Source organism: Sediminicoccus sp. BL-A-41-H5 (genome assembly GCF_050632405.1).
GTDB lineage: Bacteria > Pseudomonadota > Alphaproteobacteria > Acetobacterales > Acetobacteraceae > Roseococcus.
In genome coordinates this window covers 2,943,305-2,959,333 of sequence record NZ_CP192601.1, presented here as the reverse complement: position 1 = coordinate 2,959,333, position 16,029 = coordinate 2,943,305, and the positions used below count along the sequence as shown (strand labels likewise).

Below are 16,029 nucleotides of genomic sequence, written 5' to 3'. Positions count from 1 at the left end.
AGAAACCCATGACCGTTGTCTTCTCGCGGCGCGATGCCGAGTGGTTTGGGCCGCCCGGCACCGAGCGCCGCTATCTCGTCGCGCCGCTGACCTACCGCGAGCGCCAGGCCTTCCGCGCCGATTTGGCACGTGAGGGCGGGATCTATCCCTCGTATAGCCAGATGCTCGACGCGCTCCGGGCCGCCGTGCGGGAGATCGCGCCGGAGAATACCGGCGAACTGCTGGCCGTGATCGACGCCTCAGAGGCCACGCCTGACGACGCGGCCGTGCAGGTGCAGCTCGGCACCATCGAGGCAGCCTGCGCCACGGTGCCGGTCTATGCCGGGCTGCTCGCGGCGCGGCAGCGCTACCTCGGCACGCTGCCTTGGGTCGCCGCCCGGCACGCGCTCCGCGGCTGGGAGGGCGACGGACTGCCGCCGTTCCGTCGCGCGCGTGGCCTGGTGCCCGACGACCTCCTCGAGGCGCTTCCGCAGGACGAGGTCGAGGCGGTGGGCTGGCGGGCCAGCACCCTCATGCAGCCCGGTCAGGACGCGGCAAAAAACTCCGGGGCGCCCTCGCCGTCGCACGAGACCCCGGCGCCTATAACGGCGGCCTGAGGCCCGAGGGCGGCGGCGACTGGCTCGTCGGTGGCGAGCCTTTGGCGGAGAACCCACGGTTCACCATTGCCGAGCCCTGGCATGCCTTCGTCCGCCTCTGGGCGGCCTGCCGCGGCGGCATGGGCGGGATCGCCCATTGGCCCGATCCGGGCGGTGTCGGCGATCAGGCGGCCTGGGTGATGGATGCCTTCGCGGCATTGGGCGGGATCGACGCCGCGCTCGACGAGGAACGGCGGCGCCTGGCCGGTGGAGGCTGACCCATGCCCCTCCTCACCGCCGCCATCCGTGGCGACCTCCGCGCCGCGCTGGAGGCGGAGGTCCGCGACGCCGCCCGCGCCATGCGCCGCGGCGTCGAGCGCGCCGGCCGCGAGGTTCAGGCTGAACTCCGCGCCCAGGCCCGCGCCGCCGGCTTCAGCGACCGCGGCCGCGCCGTCGCCAATGCCTGGCGCCTGAGCCTCTACCCGCCGCCCGCTGCTGCGCCACGCACGCTCCGGCCCGCTGCCCTGGTCTGGACCAACGCGCCCAGGCTCGTCGACGCTTTCGACCGCGGGATCCCCATCGTCGCCCGCGGCGGGCGCTATCTCGCCTTCCCCACGCCCTACAATGCCGCCGGCGGCCGGCGCGGCGCCTCCGCCCGCGGCGGGCTGCGCGTCACCCCCGCGCAGATGCAGGCCGCACGGCGCGACGCCTTCGTCATTCGATCGAAATCCAACCCGTCGGTCCGGCTTTGGTGCCTGCGCGTCCGCGCCGCCAGCGGCATCGCGCGCCGTGCTCGGCGCCTGCGGCTCTTTGTCGGGCCGAACGCTGAAATCCTGACCGGCCGTCGCCGCGGCCAGCAGCAGCGCACCCGCGAAATCCTCGCCCAGGGGTTCGTCCCGATGTTCTTCCTCCTGCGCCAGGTGAGCCTGCGTAAGCGGCTCGACGTCGCCGCCCTGCGCCGCCGCGCCCCGGGCATCCTGGCGCGCGCGCTCGCCGCCGAGCTGGGTCGCCGGGCATGAGCGGCAGCGCCGCCCGCACCATCGCGATCCGCCTCACCGCCGACAACGCCGAGCCCACGCGCCGCGCGCTTGAGCAGGTGGGCGAGAGCGGCGAGCGGGCACTCCGCCGCATCGACGCCGCCTCCGCCCAGGCGCAGCCCGCATTGCAGGGGCTCGCCGCCGCCTCCGACGGCGCGGTGCGCGCCTTCGCCAACATGGGCGTCGGCCTCGGCGGGACGGAGCGGGCCTTCGCGGGCATCGCCACCGGCGCCGGCCTTGCCGCCACCGCCATCGCGGCACTCGCCGCCGGCACCGTCGCCGCCGGCGTCGCCGTGGCCCGCGCCGGCGACCAGGCGACCGAATCCCTCGCCCGGCTGCAGGCCGCGACCGGCTCGATCGCCGCGGCCGAGGCGGCCTACCAGGGCCTCTACCGGCTCTCCCAGCAGACCGGCGTCGCCGTCTCCGAGAGCGCCGGCGCCTTCGCGCGCTTCGCGCTGGCCGCCCGCGAGGTGGGTGCGACCAACGACCAGGTGCTGGCCCTCGTCCGCACGGTGCAGCAGGCCGGCATCGTCGCCGGCGCCAGTACCTCCGAGACCACCGCCACCGTCATGCAGCTCGGCCAGGCGCTGGCCTCCGGCAAGCTGCAGGGCGACGAGCTGCGCTCCATCCTGGAGAACATGCCCACCCTGGCCGAGGCGCTTGCGCGCCAGCTCGGGGTCGGTGTCGGCGAGCTTCGCAAGATGGGCGAGGAGGGCAAGCTCACTGCCGACGTGGTGATGCCCGCGCTGCTCCGCGCCGGCGAGCGCATCAACGCCGAGTTCGAGAAGCTGCCGCCCACCATGGGTCGGTCCTTCTCGATCCTCGGCGAGGCGATGACGCGCTTTGCGGCGGATCTCGACCGGGCGCTGGGCCTGTCACAGGCCATTGCGCGTGCGGCGCAGGCCGCGGCCGCCGCGGTGGACCGCACCCGCGTGTCGGTCGGCCTCGGCACGCCGGAGGAGACCGCCCGCGCCGGCCAGGCGACCGCGCAGCAGCGGCTGTCCAACGCTGATCGGCAATCGGCAGAGATCGAGCGCAGCATTGCCGCGCTCGAGGCCAACCCGCGCCGGACCGCCCCCGAGGACGCGATCCTGGAGACGCTGCGCCGCCAGGCCGCACCCCTGCGCGCCGATCGCGAGCGCGCCATCGCCGAGCTCGAGCGCTTCAACCGCGAGGTCGAGCAGATCGAGCGAGAGACGCTGGTCCGCCGGCTGGGCGAGCAGGAGGCGGCCGAGCGTCAGCGCGCGGAGGGCCAGCGGCGGCGCGATGCCGGATCCCTGGAGGAACTCCGCAAGGCGCTCGACAAGGAGCGCGGCATCCGTGAGGAGCACGCCACCCGGGTCCGCGAAATCGAGGCGCTGTTATCGCGCGGCGCGGTGGAGGGTGCCGAGGCCCAGCGGCTGCGCGCCGCCGCCGACCGCGAGCGCGACGACGCTCTCAAGCGGTTGGGCGACACCGCCCGCGAGACGGCACGCCAGGTGCGCGAGGTCGAATACGAGAACGCCCCGCCCGGGCAGACGGTGTTTCCCGCCGCCGCCGTCCAGGCCGCGCTGACGCGCGCGGGGGAGCAGCAGGAACGCCGGGACGCAGAGGCGCGCCGCAGCCGCGAGCGCGCCATGGACGATGCGCGCAGGGAGGTGGAGCGCTTCGAGCAGCAATCCCGCGATGCCTTTTCCCGAGTTGGCGAGACCGCTTTCGACCGGATTGGCCAGGGGCTGGTCAGCGCCTTCACCTCCGGCGGCAAGGCGGCGCTCGATTTCGGCAGCCTGGCCAAATCCGTACTCGCCAGCGCGGCCGCGGATCTCGCCAAGCTGGGCCTGGTCAACCCACTGGCCAATGCGCTGCTCGGCACAACCCGGCCGACGCTGGCCGGTGCATTTTCGGCTGCTGGCGAAAGCGGCAGCGCCGACGCAGCGGGTGGCGTGGCGAGCAGCACCGTGTCGGGGCTGTCGAGCGTCGCCGGGTCCTCGATCTTCTCGGGCCTGGGCGAGAGCCTCGGCCTGACGGGGAGTGGTGGCGTCTTCTCCGGCCTGGGCGCCTCCCTCGGCCTGACCGGCTCGGGCGGCCTCCTTGGCACCACGCTCTGGACCACCTCCTCCGGGGCGGGGGCCACGGCCGCACTCCCCGCCGGCGTCGCCGGGCCCGTGCTGCCCGCCTCGGGCCTCGGCACCGCCGGCATGGGCACCACGCTGGGCAGCCTGCTGGGGGGCGCCGGTGCAGGATTTGGCGCGGGGATGCTCATCTCCTCCATCGTGGGGGGCATGCGCGGCACGGTGGGCCCCGGAGGCACCATCGGTGCCGGCGCCGGTGCGCTGGCGGGTGCCGCCATCGGCTCGATCATCCCCGGCATCGGCACGCTCATCGGCGGCCTGATCGGCGGCGCCATCGGGGGTGGCGGCGGCGCGCTGTTCGGAGCCACCAAAAAGGGCATGGCCCAGCGCGCGGGGGGCGACGTCTTCTACGGCGTGAACGAGGCCGGCCAACTCGCCATCACCGCCGCCCGCGGCAAGCGCTGGGATGAGGCCGGCTCCCGCACGGCGGTGCAGGAGCAGCTCGACCGCATCAACGTCGCCATCCGCGAGCGCGACCTGCGCTTCGAGGGAATCAGCGGTGCCCTCGGCTTTGGGCAGGCCAGTGGCAGCCCGCGCGAGCTCGACGGCGCGGCACTCACCCGCGGGCTGCGCAGCGGCAACGGGAACGTCCAGACCGTGCTTGGCACGCTGGGCGGCCGCGGCGCGGGGCTGGAGGAGGCGCTGAACGCCGTCGACTGGGTCCGCGGGGTGTTCGAGACGCTGGGCAAGCCCGACCGCGTCAGCGGCTTCCTCAAGGCGCTGGAGGATCTGAACAAGACCTTCGACGAGGCGACGGCGCGCGCCCGCGACCTCGGCCTGTCTGAGGCTGACCTCAACGCCCGCCGCGCCGAGCGCATCGGCCGGCTGGAGGAGGAGCGGGCCAATCGGCTGGGGGCGATTGACGCCAACCTGAGCGCGCGAGGGCTGCGGCTTGTCGGCGACGAGCGTGGTGCCGACCTCACCGCCTTCGACAACACCGCGCGCGAGGAGGTGCGCCAGCTCCGCGAGACGTTGTTCCAGCTCGGGCTGGAGGGCACCGCCGATTACTGGAACCGCATCGCGCGCCTGGAGCAGACCCTCGCCGGGGAGCGGCTCGCCATCGCCGAGCGCTATAACCAGCAGGCATTGGCGCAAGAGCGCGCCCGGCAGTCCTCCGCTCGCGGCCTGCTGGAGCAGCTGACGCTGGGCGACCTGGGCGGCCTCGCCCCGGAGACGCGCTACTTCGCTGGGCTGCAGGCGCTGAACACGGCCCGCGGCACGCTCGCCGACGGCGCGACCCCAGAGGAGGTCTCCGACTTCGCCCGCCTCGCCCAGGCCGTGCTGCCGGTCGCGCGCGACTTCCTGGGCACCTCCGATCGCTACGCAGGGCTGGTGGCCGACATCGCCAGCACCATCCGCCAGGCCGTCCCCGGCGCCGATACCGCCAACCTCGCGGCCCTCCTCGAGGCTCAGGCCACCGGCACCGACCGCGTCGAGCTCGCCATCCTGTCCAGCGGCCAGCAGCAGACCGAGGTGCTCCGCACCCTGCTCGTCGAACTGCGCCGTCTCACCGCGCAGAACGAGGCGCTGCTGCGCCGCGTCGCCTGACCTTCTTGAGGAGCAACCATGCCCATCCTCGGCTACCGCACCCAGCAATCCACCGACACCACCGGCACCGGGCCGCTCGCGCTCAACGCCGCACCCTCCGCGATGCGCGGCTTTCAGGGGACCTTCGGGACCTCGGCCCGGCGCGTGCTGTACTGCATCTCTTGGGCGACGGGCTTCGAGATCGGCCACGGCCAATTCGATGGCGGCAGTCCCGGCGCGCTCACGCGCGCGACCGTGCTCGCCAGCAGCAATGCCGGGAACCCGGTCGCCCTGCCGGCCGGTACCAAGGACGTCTTTGCGGTGCTGGAGCCGAATGCGCGCGAGGTCCTCCCGCTCGCCGCCGGCGCCACGCTGTCGCTCGCCGACCTCGGAAACCTCGTGGTTTTCACCGGGGCGGCGCCGGCAATCCTCGCCCTGCCCACCATAGCCATCGTCCCCCCGGGCATGGGCGTCCTGGTCCGAAACAGCGGTACCGCCGACCTCACCGTCGATCCCGCCGGCACAGAGACAGTGAACGGCGGCGCCACCGTCACGTTGAACCCGGGCTTCTCGGCCGAGCTGTTCAACACCGGTACGGGCTGGACCGCGCTGCTCTCGGCGCCACAAAACTTCGGGCGCATTGTCGGCGAGCTGATCCCGATCGCCAGCACCTCGCTGCCGCCGCTCTGCGTCTGGCCCAACGGCCAGAACCTCTCGCGCAGCGCCTATGCCGCGCTCTTTGCCGCGCTGGGCACCAGCTACGGCGTCGGCGATGGCAGCTCCACCTTTGGCACGCCCGACTTGCGCGGCCGCGCCCTGTTCGGGCGGGACAATCTCGGCGGCACCGCGGCCAACCGTGTCACCGCCGGCAATAGTGGCATCGCTGGCAGCACCCTGGGCGCGGGTGGCGGCGATGAGCGCATGCCGGCACACGCGCACGGCGTGGGCGATCCCTGGCACGCCCATGGTGCCTGGTCCGGCAATGCCGGCGCACATAATCATGGAACGGCCTGGCCCTTTGGCGTGGGGACGTCGTTCGACTTCGACTCAGGGTCCTGGTTCCCAGGACCGCCCTCAGGCACCGGCCCCTTCATCCGCATCGAGAACACCAACTACATCGACCAGGGCGCGCTGATCGGCTGGGTCGGCGATCATGCGCATGGCATCGGCATTGGCGGCTCGGGCACCGGGATCAGCATCCAGACCGCCGGCGCGGGCGGCTCGGCCAATATGCCGCCGGCCCTGATCGGCAATTACGCCCTCTTTGCAGGAGTTTGAACCATGCCAGGCATCGAGATCGCACGCGCGGGCTATGACGGCTTTGCCGGCACGCTGGAACAGCGGGTCAACGACTTCATGGCCGCCTTGGAGGCGCACCGCACCTCCGTCGGGGTCCCCGCGCCGGTGGAGGCACCGCTCATCGAGGCCATTGCGCGCGCTGGCGGCATGGCCGAGGTGACGATCATCGATCCACTGCCGCCACCTCCACCGCCGGAACCCGCCATTCCTCCGCCGGTCCTGGTCTCCAAGCTCGTGGTGGTCGAGCGCATCGGCGCTGCCGGCAAGCTGCGCGACGCCCGCGCTGCCCTCAAGATCGGCCGGCCCGATGGCGAGCTCACGGACGCCGAGTTGCTGCTGCGCGAGCGCTGGGAGGCGGCAAGCATGATCGCGCCGGATGATGCGCAGGTGCGCAGCTTTGTCACGGCGCTGGCCCTTGATCCTGACGTGATCCTGGCTCCCTGACCCATGCCGACACGTCCCATCCTCTCCCCCGGCGGCCAGCCTGCTGCGGTGATCGTCCTCGTCGAGATCGAAGTCCGCGGCCAAGGCGGCTGATATCAGGAGGCTGATCCATGGAAGCCTTTGCCCCAGCCGCAGCCGTCGCACCGGCGACGCTGCCGAGCGCCTTTGTCAGTTCGGGCAATCTCCGCACCCTGCGCATCGCCTCGGCCGGATACGCGAGCGCGCCGGCCGATACACCCGCCAGCACACCCTGGACGCCGCGGCTGCTCGGCGACGTCGAGATCGGTCAGACGGCGGTGGACGCCCTCGGCCTCGGCGGCCGGGCGGCCCTCGCCGCCGCTGCCATCGAGATCTGGGATGGCGATGGCTTCGCCGCCGACCTCGCCCGCTACGGCACCGCGACCGGCCGCGCCGTCTCGGTCCGTCTGGCCGATGTCAAAAATTCTCGCGCATCCGACGTGGGCACGCCGCTGGCCCAGGCGCGGCTGGTCTTTGCCGGCACCGTCGCCGCGGTGGACCGCACGGACGGCCAGCGCGCCCGCATCGCACTCGCCGACGCCACCGATCGGCTCAACACCCCGCTGCAGCCCATCCTCTATCAGGGCACCGGCGGCCTTGAGGGCGGTGCCGACCTCAAGGGCAAGCCCAAGCCGGTGGCCCTCGGGAGGGTGTTCAATGCAGCGGCGGTCTTCCTGGGGAACATCGACCTGGGCGCCGGCGCGCTGCCCACCTGGCAATCCTCCTGGCGTGCGGTGCAGGCGCATGACACTGTCCGTATCAGGGGCGTGGCCCAGACCATGGTGGTTGGCACGCCCACCGTCGGGCAGGCGTGCGACTGGCCCGCCCAGGGATGCTTCCAGATCGGCGCCAGCCCGGACGGCGACGTGACCTGCGATCTCCGCGGCGATGCCGGCGAGGGCTATGTCGAGACCACCGCCGGCGTGCTGCGCCGGCTGCTGCAGACCCTCGGGCCAGGCTTTGGCGCCACGGAATTCGACACTGACGCCTGGGCGTTGGCCGATGCCGACCTGCCGGGGGCAATTGGCTTTTTCCAGGCCGCGACACCGACCACGGCGCTGGCAGCCGCCGAGACCGTGCTGGCAGGGTGTGGCGCCATTCTCGCCGGCGACCGCACCGGCCGGCTGCGGCTCTCCGACCCTCTGGCGCGCGATCCGGTGCCGCAATTCGAGCTTCCCGCCCCCTGGATCGTCGAGTGCCGCCCGTTGGCCCTGCCGGCCGCCTTCCAGCCACCACCGCGTGTCGTGGAAGTCGCCTGGGGCCGCAACTGGTCGCCGCTCTCCAACATGGCCGGCAGCGTCCCGGCCGCCGACCGACAGCGGCTCGAGGCCGCGCAGTCCGTCGCGCGGGCGGAGAGCGCGCTGGTCACCAGCCGCGTGGCACAGCAGCGCAGCCTGACACTCCCCGGCCTCTACGCCACCGAGGCCGCCGCGGGCGTGCGGGCCGCGCGCTGGCGCGACTGGATCGAGCGCGGACCGCGGCTCGTCGCCGTCACCACCGACCGCTATCTCGGCCAGATCGAGATCGGCCAGATCGGGCGCATCGCCTATCCGGCCTATGGCCTGGACGCCGGCCTCTCCGGCGTCGTCATCGGCTGGCGTGAGGCGCTGGCCGGCCGGCGCGTCGAAATCATCCTCGCAGGATCCGACTGATGCCCGGCGCCTTCCTCTACGACGAGCGCGTCCGCGACGCCGTCGCGCTCACCGCCCTGACGCCAACCGCGGCCGGCATGCCCGCGGCCAACCTGCGCGATCCGCAGCCGCGGCTGCGCGCGCGCTTTACTGGCGGGGTGGCCTCGGTGCTGATCGATTTCGGGGCAGCGACACCGGTGGAGGCCGTGGCGCTGATCTCCACCAACCTCGGCGCTTCCGCCACCGCGCGCTGGCGGCTCGGGACGCTGGAGGCCCTCGTCGAGGCGGCGCCGCTCGTCGGGCTCGACTTCCTCTCCGCCACGCCATCGGCGATGACCGGCTGGACCGGCACGCGCGGCGGCGCCGGCACTGGGGAGGCGACGTTATTCAATGCGGCCGGGGACCTGGCCGTCGCCGCCGGCTCGGAATGGCGCATCGCGCACGACCCAGCGACGCTCACCCGCCTTGGCCTGCTGGTCGAGCCGGCGCGCACCAACGGCGTACGGAACCCGCGCGCCGAGGGCGCGGTCGCCGGGAACCCCGGCACGGCCCCGACCAACTGGGCCATCGGCGGAACCAACGGCATCGCCGCGCAGATCGCGGGCACCGGCACCGAGAATGGCATGCCCTACGTCGCGGTGCGCTTCACCGGGACCGTCCCCTCCGGCACCGGCAGTGGCAACATCTGGTTCGAGACCACCACCGCCATCGCCGGCCTGAACGGCGACAGCTTCGCCCATTCCTACTTCGCCAAGCTGGAGGCGGTGGCCGCCGGCGGCATCGCCACGCATCAGGCGGGTATCGCCGAACTGACGAGCACCGCGACGTCGGTGCGGCAGGGCTTCGAGAACCAGGCCGTGCCAGGCACGGGGCGGCTGGCGGCGCAACGCGCGGTGCAGGTGATGACCCTCTCGGGTGGCGCCACCGTCGCGCGGATCCGGCCCTTTGCGGCCTTCAACTTCAACGCAGGCACCCACGACGTCACCATCCGCCTGGCTCTCCCACAGGTCGAGCTTGGCACCTTCCCGACCATGCCCATCCTGCCCGCCGCGGGGGCACCAGCGGCGGCGACGCGGGCCGTGGATGGCGGTTCGCTCACCGTGGCGGTCTCCGGCGCGGCGACGCTGCACGTCGAGCAGGTCACCACCGCCACCGCGGCCACTGGCTTTGTCGGGCATGTCAGCCTCGACAATGGCAGCAACCTGGACTCCATCCAGCTCCGCGTCACCGCCGCCAGCACGACCAGCGTGAGCTTGGCCCATCGCGTTGTCCGCTCCAACGCGACGCAATTCCAGCAGACCGTGGCGCGCGCCACCGGCGTCGCGACGCGGGGCACGATTGCCGCGGCGACCAACGATGCGGCCGTGGCGGAGAACGGCACCTTGCTGGGGTCGTCAGCCTCTGTCGTCATGCCACCACTCAACAGGCTGAACATCACCTCCGGCGAGCGGCAGGTCTTCTATCGGGCCATCCGCGTCTACGCCGCGCGGTTCACCAACGGGCAGGCGATCGCCCTGTCCGCCACGGGCTCCTCCCTCGACACGACGGCAATCGCGCACGACACCGGAGCGGTGCCCGCGAGCACGGGCGACGAGGCCAACGGCAACGTCGTCCTGCTCCGCAGCGGCGCTGCGACAGCGCGCTACCTCCTGGTCGACGTCGCCGACGCCTCCCTGCCGGCGATCGACATCGGCATCCTCGCCGCCGGCCCGCTCTGGCGCCTGGCGCGGGGCATGGCCTACGGCGTGCGCGAGGGGCGCATGATCCTCGACCAGCGCGACCGCAACCCGCTCACAGGCGCCGAGTTCGTCGTGCCCGCGCTGGCCAACCCGCGCTTTGCGGCCTTCACGCTGCCGGCGCTCTCGCGCGCCGAGGCGACGGACGCGCATCGCGACCTCGTGCGGCGGCTCGGTGCGGCGCGGGACGCGCTCTGGATCCCGGAGACCGCGGACAGCCGGGCAGAGACCAACCGTCGCGCGATATGGGGCGCGGTGAACCAGCCCGGCGAAGAGGCCGCGGCCGTGCGCGGGAGCTTCCCACTGCTGAACCGGGCTTTCCGGATCGTCGAGCGGCTATAGGGGACAGGAGACCAAACAATGAGCGAAGATGATGTCGCGGCGAGGCTCGCCGTGCACGAGGCGGTCTGCGCCGAACGCTGGAAACAAGCCAACAACCGGCTCGGCAGGATCGAAATGGTGCTGGCCGCCATTGTCCTGCTGCTGCTGGTGGGCGAAGGCAGCGTGGTCGCGGTGCTGCGGAGAATGTTGGGCGGATAGGCCCGTCCCGCATATCCCGACCACTCCAGCTTGTGCAGCGGACACCAAGCGATACCACTAGTTTTACGAGTGTCGAGGCCTTGCACGGCCTGAGTGCGGACGAAGTGCGCGCCGTGATACAATAAACATTAAATTCCGGCAGCCACCGGACATGGCGCAAGCGCGTTCGCCGATAGTCGGATAATCGCGAAATTTACAAGTGAAGGTTGCATGAAGGCATGATCGAGCTTCCGATCTCGTTAATATTTTGAACGCCGCATTGCCGCTAAATCCTCGCTACCCACGATCAAACGAACGCCCAACGATCCTGTTCCTGCCAACACCGGATACTTCCGAAGGCAAATTTCTACAGCGAGGATTTCGGCGTGGGCCGCGCAAGCCTGTGCGATCAGTGTCATCAGGTATTCCTGTGTTTCGAATTTCCGGCTGCGTGCAATCACTGCGATCTGTGCAATCAGAGGATCGTAATCAAACACGTGGACCATCGCATCCGACGCGACCTGTATGAGATCAGCAGAGATTTCGAGGTCGAGATCGAGGACATGGGCATCGGGCACGACATCGCCCGGCCCGTATGTCCCGATTGACGCCGGAAGATGAAGATCGCGCAGTTCAATCCGGGCATGGCTATTCATGGGTAAGCCCTTCTGTTCGCACTGGCTGGCAGTTTCCCGCGCCACATGAGTGATTTCCGGTTCAGGTCGGCAAGATCGATACGACCCGAGATAATGTCCTCGCACAATTGAACTGCCCGCAGCGCCTGCGCATCGCTGAGGTGCTTGTATGCTGGTCGTTCGATATGGTCATACCAGACGCCATTGCAGATCGCGTCGAGGACAATTCTTTGAAAACAGTGATCGTTGCGCACTGGCCATTCCGTTTTTCCGGATCTCGCCAGGTCTGGCATGATCGTTCCGGTCAGATGCCGATACCGGTTGATCGAATCGGTCCTCGTGCTCTCATACATATCGCATTATTTTCAGAAGCTCGCTCGGAAATCGATATCAATCATCCTGTAATCGCTGCGGCTCTACGGGCTGCCGGAGGCCGCGCCGGCCGTACTGAATGGCACGCCGTTGCTCCCACAGTCCGGGCAGCGAGAGTTCGCGGCAGAGGTCTCCTGGGATCTGCCGAGCCTGGCGCCCGGGGCAACTTCGCTGATCGATGTCACTGTGAGCGGGGCACGGGCCGGCGATCTGGCAGAGGCGTCGCTGGTTTCCTCGACGCGGTTCATCGAACTCGACGCCGCGGTTTGGTCGAACAATACGGTGCGGGTGATGGCGCGGAACATCTCGGCAGCCACGTTCGACCTGGCGGCGGCGACGCTGTCTGTCGGGGTTGCCAAGCGACGGGTGCCGTGAGGCGCATCGCAGAACCGTCAATGCGCTCCGACTGGGTCAATCCAACCGCGTTGTTCGCAGCCGAAGTGCATTCCCGACCACGCTCACCGACGACAGCGCCATGGCCGCCGCCGCGATGATGGGCGACAAAAGGATACCAAACATCGGATACAGCACCCCCGCTGCGATCGGCACACCAGCCGCATTGTAGGCAAAGGCGAAGAACAGGTTCTGCCGGATATTGCCCATCACGGCCTCCGACAGCCGCCGCGCCCGAACGATCCCCATCAGATCGCCGCCCAGCAGCGTGATTCCCGCGCTCTCGATCGCCACGGCCGTGCCGGTACCCATGGCGATGCCAACCTCGGCCGCCGCCAGTGCCGGCGCGTCGTTCACGCCATCGCCCGCCATCGCCACACGGCGCACCTCGGCCTTCAGCTTTTCGATGATGCGCTGCTTGTCCTCAGGCAGGACCTCCGCCTCAACCTCGGTGATGCCGAGCCGCCGCGCCACCGCCTCAGCGGTCGTGCGGTTGTCGCCGGTCAACATCACCACCCGCACGCCCTCCTTGGCGAGGCCCGCGAGGGCTGCCGCCGTCGTCTCCTTCACCGGGTCGGCCACCGCGACGATGCCGAAGGCATGGCCATCCACCGCCACGAAGAAGACCGTGGCGCCATCACCGCGAAGACGCTCGGCCTCCGCCGATAGGGCGCCGACATCCACCTTGGTCTCATCCATCAGCCGGGCGTTGCCTACCGCGACCTGGCGTCCTTCGACCGTGCCGGTCACGCCGCGACCCATAGGGGCATCGAAACCCTCGACTGACGGCACGACGATCCCGCGCTTTTCCGCCGCCCGCACGACGGCTTCGGCGAGCGGATGCTGGCTCGGCCGTTCCAACCCCGCAGCGAGGCGTAACACCTCCTCCTCGGCCACGCCTGCTGCCGGGATCACAGCCACGACGTCCGGCCGCCCCTGGGTGAGCGTGCCGGTCTTGTCGACGACGAGCGTGTCAATCCGCTCCATGCGCTCAAGCGCCTCAGCGTTCTTGATTAGCACCCCCGCCTGCGCGCCCCGTCCCACGCCGACCATGATGGACATCGGCGTCGCCAGCCCCAGCGCACACGGGCAGGCGATGATCAGCACCGTCACCGCGGCGACCAGCGCGAAGGCGAGACGCGGCTCCGGTCCCCACACCGCCCAGACTGCGAAGGCGGCCAGCGCGATGCCCACGACTACGGGTACGAACCAGCCGCTGACCTGATCAGCCAGGCGCTGGATCGGCGCGCGGGAACGCTGCGCGCCCGCGACCATGCGCACGATCTGCGCCAGCACCGTGTCCTGGCCAACGCGATCGGCCCGCATGACGAAGCTGCCCTGGCCGTTCAGCGTACCGCCGACGACCTGATCGCCCACCGCCTTGGTGACCGGCACGGCCTCGCCCGTCACCAGGCTCTCGTCGACGTTGGAGGCGCCCTCCAGCACCGCGCCGTCGAGTGGCACCTTGTCGCCGGGACGGACGCGCAGCCGATCGCCGACCACGATGGCGGCCAGCGGCACCTCCTCGTCGGACCCGTCATCGCGCAGCCGACGCGCCTGGGCCGGCGCTAGATCGAGCAGCGCGCGGATGGCGCCGCCCGTCTGCTCCCGTGCGCGCAGTTCCAGCACCTGGCCCAACAACACCAGCACCACGATCACCGCCGCCGCCTCGAAATACACCGCCACCGAGCCATCGGCCGCGCGGAAGGCTGCGGGGAAGATACCGGGGGCGAGGGTCGCCACGACGCTGAACACCCAGGCGACACCGGTGCCGAGGGCGATGAGCGTGAACATGTTGAGGCTGCGGTTCACCAGGCTCTGCCAGCCACGGACGAAGAACGGCCAACCCGCCCAGAGCACCACGGGCGTCGCCAGCGCCAGTTGAATCCAGTTCCCGACGCGCGGCCCGCCGACGAGGTGCATCATCCCCGTCAGGTGACCACCCATTTCCAGCAGGAAAACCGGGACGGTCAGCACAAGGCCGATCCAGAAGCGCCGGGTGAAGTCCACCAGCTCCGGATTTGGTCCCGTCTCGGCCGAGGGGGTTTCAGGTTCGAGTGCCATGCCGCAGATCGGGCAACTGCCAGGGCCAGGCTGCCGGATTTGTGGGTGCATCGGGCAGGTGTAGATGGTGCCCGGCGCCACCGCCTCAGCGCGCAAAGGCGCACGCGCCTGCAGATACTTTCCCGGTTCGGCGATGAACTTGGTGCGGCAACCGGCTGAGCAGAAATGGTAGGCATGTCCCGCATGATCGGCGTGGTGAGCCGTCTTTGCCGGGTCCACCGTCATGCCGCAGACCGGATCCTTCACGGTGCCCGATGCCGCCGCAGTCCCTTCAAGCTCAGGATCGTGCTTGCCCTGGGCTGTGTGGGGGCCGTGATGTTCCATGTCCGTCTAACTCCTCAGCGCGCGAAAGGTCGCGGAGGCGGCCGCGCTGCCAGCATCGCCAGTGGCGGCAACAGCAGCCATTGGAGGAAGGGGGCGAGCCCGGTTCCCCACGGCGGAAGGCGCGGCATGGCGGCCGTGTAGGTCCAGGATTGGCGCAGATCGACATTCAGCCACTCGCTGAACACCGTGTAGCCAAGGCCAATCAGGGTCGCGATCAGCGTCACGCGGCCCCATCCCTGGCTCGGCCAGTGCCAGGATCGTGTCAGCAGGATCGCCGCCGCCAACGCGACGGCAGCGATCATCGCGTCCCCGCCAGTGCAATGAAGGACGGCGAAGGCGATCTCGCCCGGCATTCCCTCCAGCCACAGCGTGTAGAGGGGGAGCTGCGCGACTTCCCAGGCGAGGTTCAAGGCGAGCATGGCCGCGAGGTAGCGGGCCGCGGGAGCAGCCCATCCAGCCCAACCCCGCGGTAGATAGTGGATCACCTGGCGCCGTTGCCACGATCTGAGGCGGCGTCTTGCCCGCCGCCGCCATGGCCATGCCCGTGATGCATGAAAAGGTGCATCAGCGGGCAGGCGAGGAGGATGAGATAGGGAAGCGCGCCGAACGCGTGGCCCCAATGCTCCCGCAGGATGTAGAAGGCCCCGATCAGCGCGAAGCCGATCACAGCTATTCCAGTGCGAGTACGCCACCAGGAAGGCGTTCCCTGCGTGTGGACTCTGTCTATTTGATCCATGTCACGGCATCCTCATGCTGCGCAGATGTTCGGCCATAAGCTCGTCGGCGGTGCGGCGCTGCTCCTCGGACAACGCCGCATAGAGCGGTGTCGCTGCCGAGTTGACCGCGCGCATCGCTTCATGATGGGCGGAGAGCAGGGCGATCCGACGCTCCATCTGTTGTGGCGCCGTCCCGGGGCCGGTGGTGCCGCCCATCGCCTGCTGCGTGACCTGACGAAGCCTGTCGCCCTGGGCGCGGACGGCGTCGGCGAAGGCGGCCCATTGCGGGAGCTGGTCGTCGGTAATGCGCAGCTCGGCCCGGAAGAAGGCGAGCTGCCCCTCAATGCGGCGGAACGGCTGCATCGCGGCCGCGGCCATCCGGCCCTGCATCATCTGCTGCATCATGCGACCCATGTCGCCGCCCATCATGCCGCTCGGGCCGGCCAAGCCGGCTGCCGGCGCCCCAAGCGGCAATACGGGCGGCTGGGCGGCAGGCGGCGCGTCAGGGTGATGGCCCTCGTGTTCCGCACCGGCCGGGAGCGTCGTTTGTGCGAGCGCCGTGCCGGCGAGCCCAACCGCCAGGACTGCCGCTGCGGTGTAGGTGCTGAGCTTCCTCATGGTATTTTCC

16 protein-coding genes are annotated in these 16,029 nt (G+C 70.5%); 10 read left to right on the top strand and 6 right to left on the bottom strand.

Annotation, left to right across the window (positions count from 1 at the left end):
- Positions 1 to 8: 8 nt before the first annotated feature.
- The 9 genes from ACQ860_RS14500 to ACQ860_RS14460 all read left to right on the top strand — a co-directional run bounded on the left by ACQ860_RS14500 (position 9) and on the right by ACQ860_RS14460 (position 10,918).
- Positions 9 to 596, top strand: a complete 588-nt coding sequence (locus ACQ860_RS14500; protein ID WP_431304046.1) for a hypothetical protein — start codon at positions 9 to 11, stop codon at positions 594 to 596.
- A gap of 41 nt (positions 597 to 637) precedes the next feature.
- Positions 638 to 853: a hypothetical protein gene (locus tag ACQ860_RS14495; protein WP_431304045.1), complete on the top strand. Its 216-nt coding sequence runs from the start codon at positions 638 to 640 to the stop codon at positions 851 to 853.
- 3 nt (positions 854 to 856) lie between these two features.
- Complete coding sequence (locus ACQ860_RS14490; RefSeq protein WP_431304044.1) at positions 857 to 1,594, top strand: DUF6441 family protein; 738 nt, start codon at positions 857 to 859, stop codon at positions 1,592 to 1,594.
- Complete coding sequence (locus ACQ860_RS14485; protein ID WP_431304043.1) at positions 1,591 to 5,271, top strand: tape measure protein; 3,681 nt, start codon at positions 1,591 to 1,593, stop codon at positions 5,269 to 5,271. Before ACQ860_RS14490 ends, ACQ860_RS14485 begins: the two co-directional genes overlap by 4 nt.
- An 18-nt stretch (positions 5,272 to 5,289) precedes the next feature.
- Positions 5,290 to 6,528, top strand: a complete 1,239-nt coding sequence (locus ACQ860_RS14480) for a phage tail protein (protein WP_431304042.1) — start codon at positions 5,290 to 5,292, stop codon at positions 6,526 to 6,528.
- Positions 6,529 to 6,531: 3 nt separating this feature from the next.
- The gene (locus ACQ860_RS14475; RefSeq protein WP_431304041.1) at positions 6,532 to 6,993 is read left to right on the top strand and encodes a hypothetical protein; all 462 of its coding nucleotides are present in this window, start codon (positions 6,532 to 6,534) and stop codon (positions 6,991 to 6,993) included.
- A gap of 110 nt (positions 6,994 to 7,103) precedes the next feature.
- Entirely contained in the window at positions 7,104 to 8,663 is a 1,560-nt protein-coding gene (locus ACQ860_RS14470) for a hypothetical protein (RefSeq protein ID WP_431304040.1), read from the top strand.
- Positions 8,663 to 10,720, top strand: coding sequence for a hypothetical protein (locus ACQ860_RS14465; RefSeq protein WP_431304039.1), 2,058 nt, complete (start codon positions 8,663 to 8,665; stop codon positions 10,718 to 10,720). Before ACQ860_RS14470 ends, ACQ860_RS14465 begins: the two co-directional genes overlap by 1 nt.
- An 18-nt stretch (positions 10,721 to 10,738) precedes the next feature.
- A complete protein-coding gene (locus ACQ860_RS14460; RefSeq protein WP_431304038.1) occupies positions 10,739 to 10,918 on the top strand; it encodes a hypothetical protein in 180 nt (59 codons plus the stop codon).
- A 239-nt stretch (positions 10,919 to 11,157) separates the two neighbouring features.
- On the opposite strand, the gene ACQ860_RS14455 is transcribed toward ACQ860_RS14460, so the two are convergent.
- Positions 11,158 to 11,553 carry a dihydroneopterin aldolase gene (locus ACQ860_RS14455; RefSeq protein WP_431304037.1) on the bottom strand — a complete coding sequence of 132 codons (396 nt, stop codon included), beginning with the start codon at positions 11,551 to 11,553 and terminating at the stop codon, positions 11,158 to 11,160.
- Positions 11,550 to 11,885: a hypothetical protein gene (locus tag ACQ860_RS14450; protein ID WP_431304036.1), complete on the bottom strand. Its 336-nt coding sequence runs from the start codon at positions 11,883 to 11,885 to the stop codon at positions 11,550 to 11,552. Before ACQ860_RS14450 ends, ACQ860_RS14455 begins: the two co-directional genes overlap by 4 nt.
- Positions 11,886 to 11,994: 109 nt before the next feature.
- Here ACQ860_RS14450 and ACQ860_RS14445 point away from each other — a divergent pair, with 109 nt between their 5' ends.
- On the top strand, positions 11,995 to 12,279 hold the full coding sequence (locus ACQ860_RS14445; protein ID WP_431304035.1) for a hypothetical protein: 285 nt from the start codon (positions 11,995 to 11,997) through the stop codon (positions 12,277 to 12,279).
- A 36-nt stretch (positions 12,280 to 12,315) separates the two neighbouring features.
- On the opposite strand, the gene ACQ860_RS14440 is transcribed toward ACQ860_RS14445, so the two are convergent.
- The 4 genes from ACQ860_RS14440 to ACQ860_RS14425 all read right to left on the bottom strand — a co-directional run bounded on the left by ACQ860_RS14440 (position 12,316) and on the right by ACQ860_RS14425 (position 16,019).
- Complete coding sequence (locus ACQ860_RS14440) at positions 12,316 to 14,685, bottom strand: heavy metal translocating P-type ATPase (protein WP_431304034.1); 2,370 nt, start codon at positions 14,683 to 14,685, stop codon at positions 12,316 to 12,318.
- A gap of 14 nt (positions 14,686 to 14,699) precedes the next feature.
- Positions 14,700 to 15,104 (bottom strand): hypothetical protein, encoded by a 405-nt coding sequence (locus ACQ860_RS14435; RefSeq protein ID WP_431304033.1) that lies wholly within the window; start codon positions 15,102 to 15,104, stop codon positions 14,700 to 14,702.
- A gap of 62 nt (positions 15,105 to 15,166) precedes the next feature.
- A complete protein-coding gene (locus ACQ860_RS14430; protein ID WP_431304032.1) occupies positions 15,167 to 15,352 on the bottom strand; it encodes a DUF2933 domain-containing protein in 186 nt (61 codons plus the stop codon).
- 70 nt (positions 15,353 to 15,422) lie between these two features.
- On the bottom strand, positions 15,423 to 16,019 hold the full coding sequence (locus tag ACQ860_RS14425; RefSeq protein WP_431304031.1) for a Spy/CpxP family protein refolding chaperone: 597 nt from the start codon (positions 16,017 to 16,019) through the stop codon (positions 15,423 to 15,425).
- Between the last annotated feature and the right edge of the window lie 10 nt (positions 16,020 to 16,029).

Coding starts and splice junctions, on each gene's coding strand:
- ACQ860_RS14485 (WP_431304043.1), top strand. CDS start 1,591: ATGAGCGGCAGCGCCGCCCGCACCATCGCGATCCGCCTCACCGCCGAC.
- ACQ860_RS14435 (WP_431304033.1), bottom strand. CDS start 15,104: ATGCTCGCCTTGAACCTCGCCTGGGAAGTCGCGCAGCTCCCCCTCTAC.
- ACQ860_RS14450 (WP_431304036.1), bottom strand. CDS start 11,885: ATGTATGAGAGCACGAGGACCGATTCGATCAACCGGTATCGGCATCTG.
- ACQ860_RS14480 (WP_431304042.1), top strand. CDS start 5,290: ATGCCCATCCTCGGCTACCGCACCCAGCAATCCACCGACACCACCGGC.
- ACQ860_RS14470 (WP_431304040.1), top strand. CDS start 7,104: ATGGAAGCCTTTGCCCCAGCCGCAGCCGTCGCACCGGCGACGCTGCCG.
- ACQ860_RS14475 (WP_431304041.1), top strand. CDS start 6,532: ATGCCAGGCATCGAGATCGCACGCGCGGGCTATGACGGCTTTGCCGGC.
- ACQ860_RS14465 (WP_431304039.1), top strand. CDS start 8,663: ATGCCCGGCGCCTTCCTCTACGACGAGCGCGTCCGCGACGCCGTCGCG.
- ACQ860_RS14425 (WP_431304031.1), bottom strand. CDS start 16,019: ATGAGGAAGCTCAGCACCTACACCGCAGCGGCAGTCCTGGCGGTTGGG.
- ACQ860_RS14440 (WP_431304034.1), bottom strand. CDS start 14,685: ATGGAACATCACGGCCCCCACACAGCCCAGGGCAAGCACGATCCTGAG.
- ACQ860_RS14500 (WP_431304046.1), top strand. CDS start 9: ATGACCGTTGTCTTCTCGCGGCGCGATGCCGAGTGGTTTGGGCCGCCC.
- ACQ860_RS14490 (WP_431304044.1), top strand. CDS start 857: ATGCCCCTCCTCACCGCCGCCATCCGTGGCGACCTCCGCGCCGCGCTG.
- ACQ860_RS14460 (WP_431304038.1), top strand. CDS start 10,739: ATGAGCGAAGATGATGTCGCGGCGAGGCTCGCCGTGCACGAGGCGGTC.
- ACQ860_RS14455 (WP_431304037.1), bottom strand. CDS start 11,553: ATGAATAGCCATGCCCGGATTGAACTGCGCGATCTTCATCTTCCGGCG.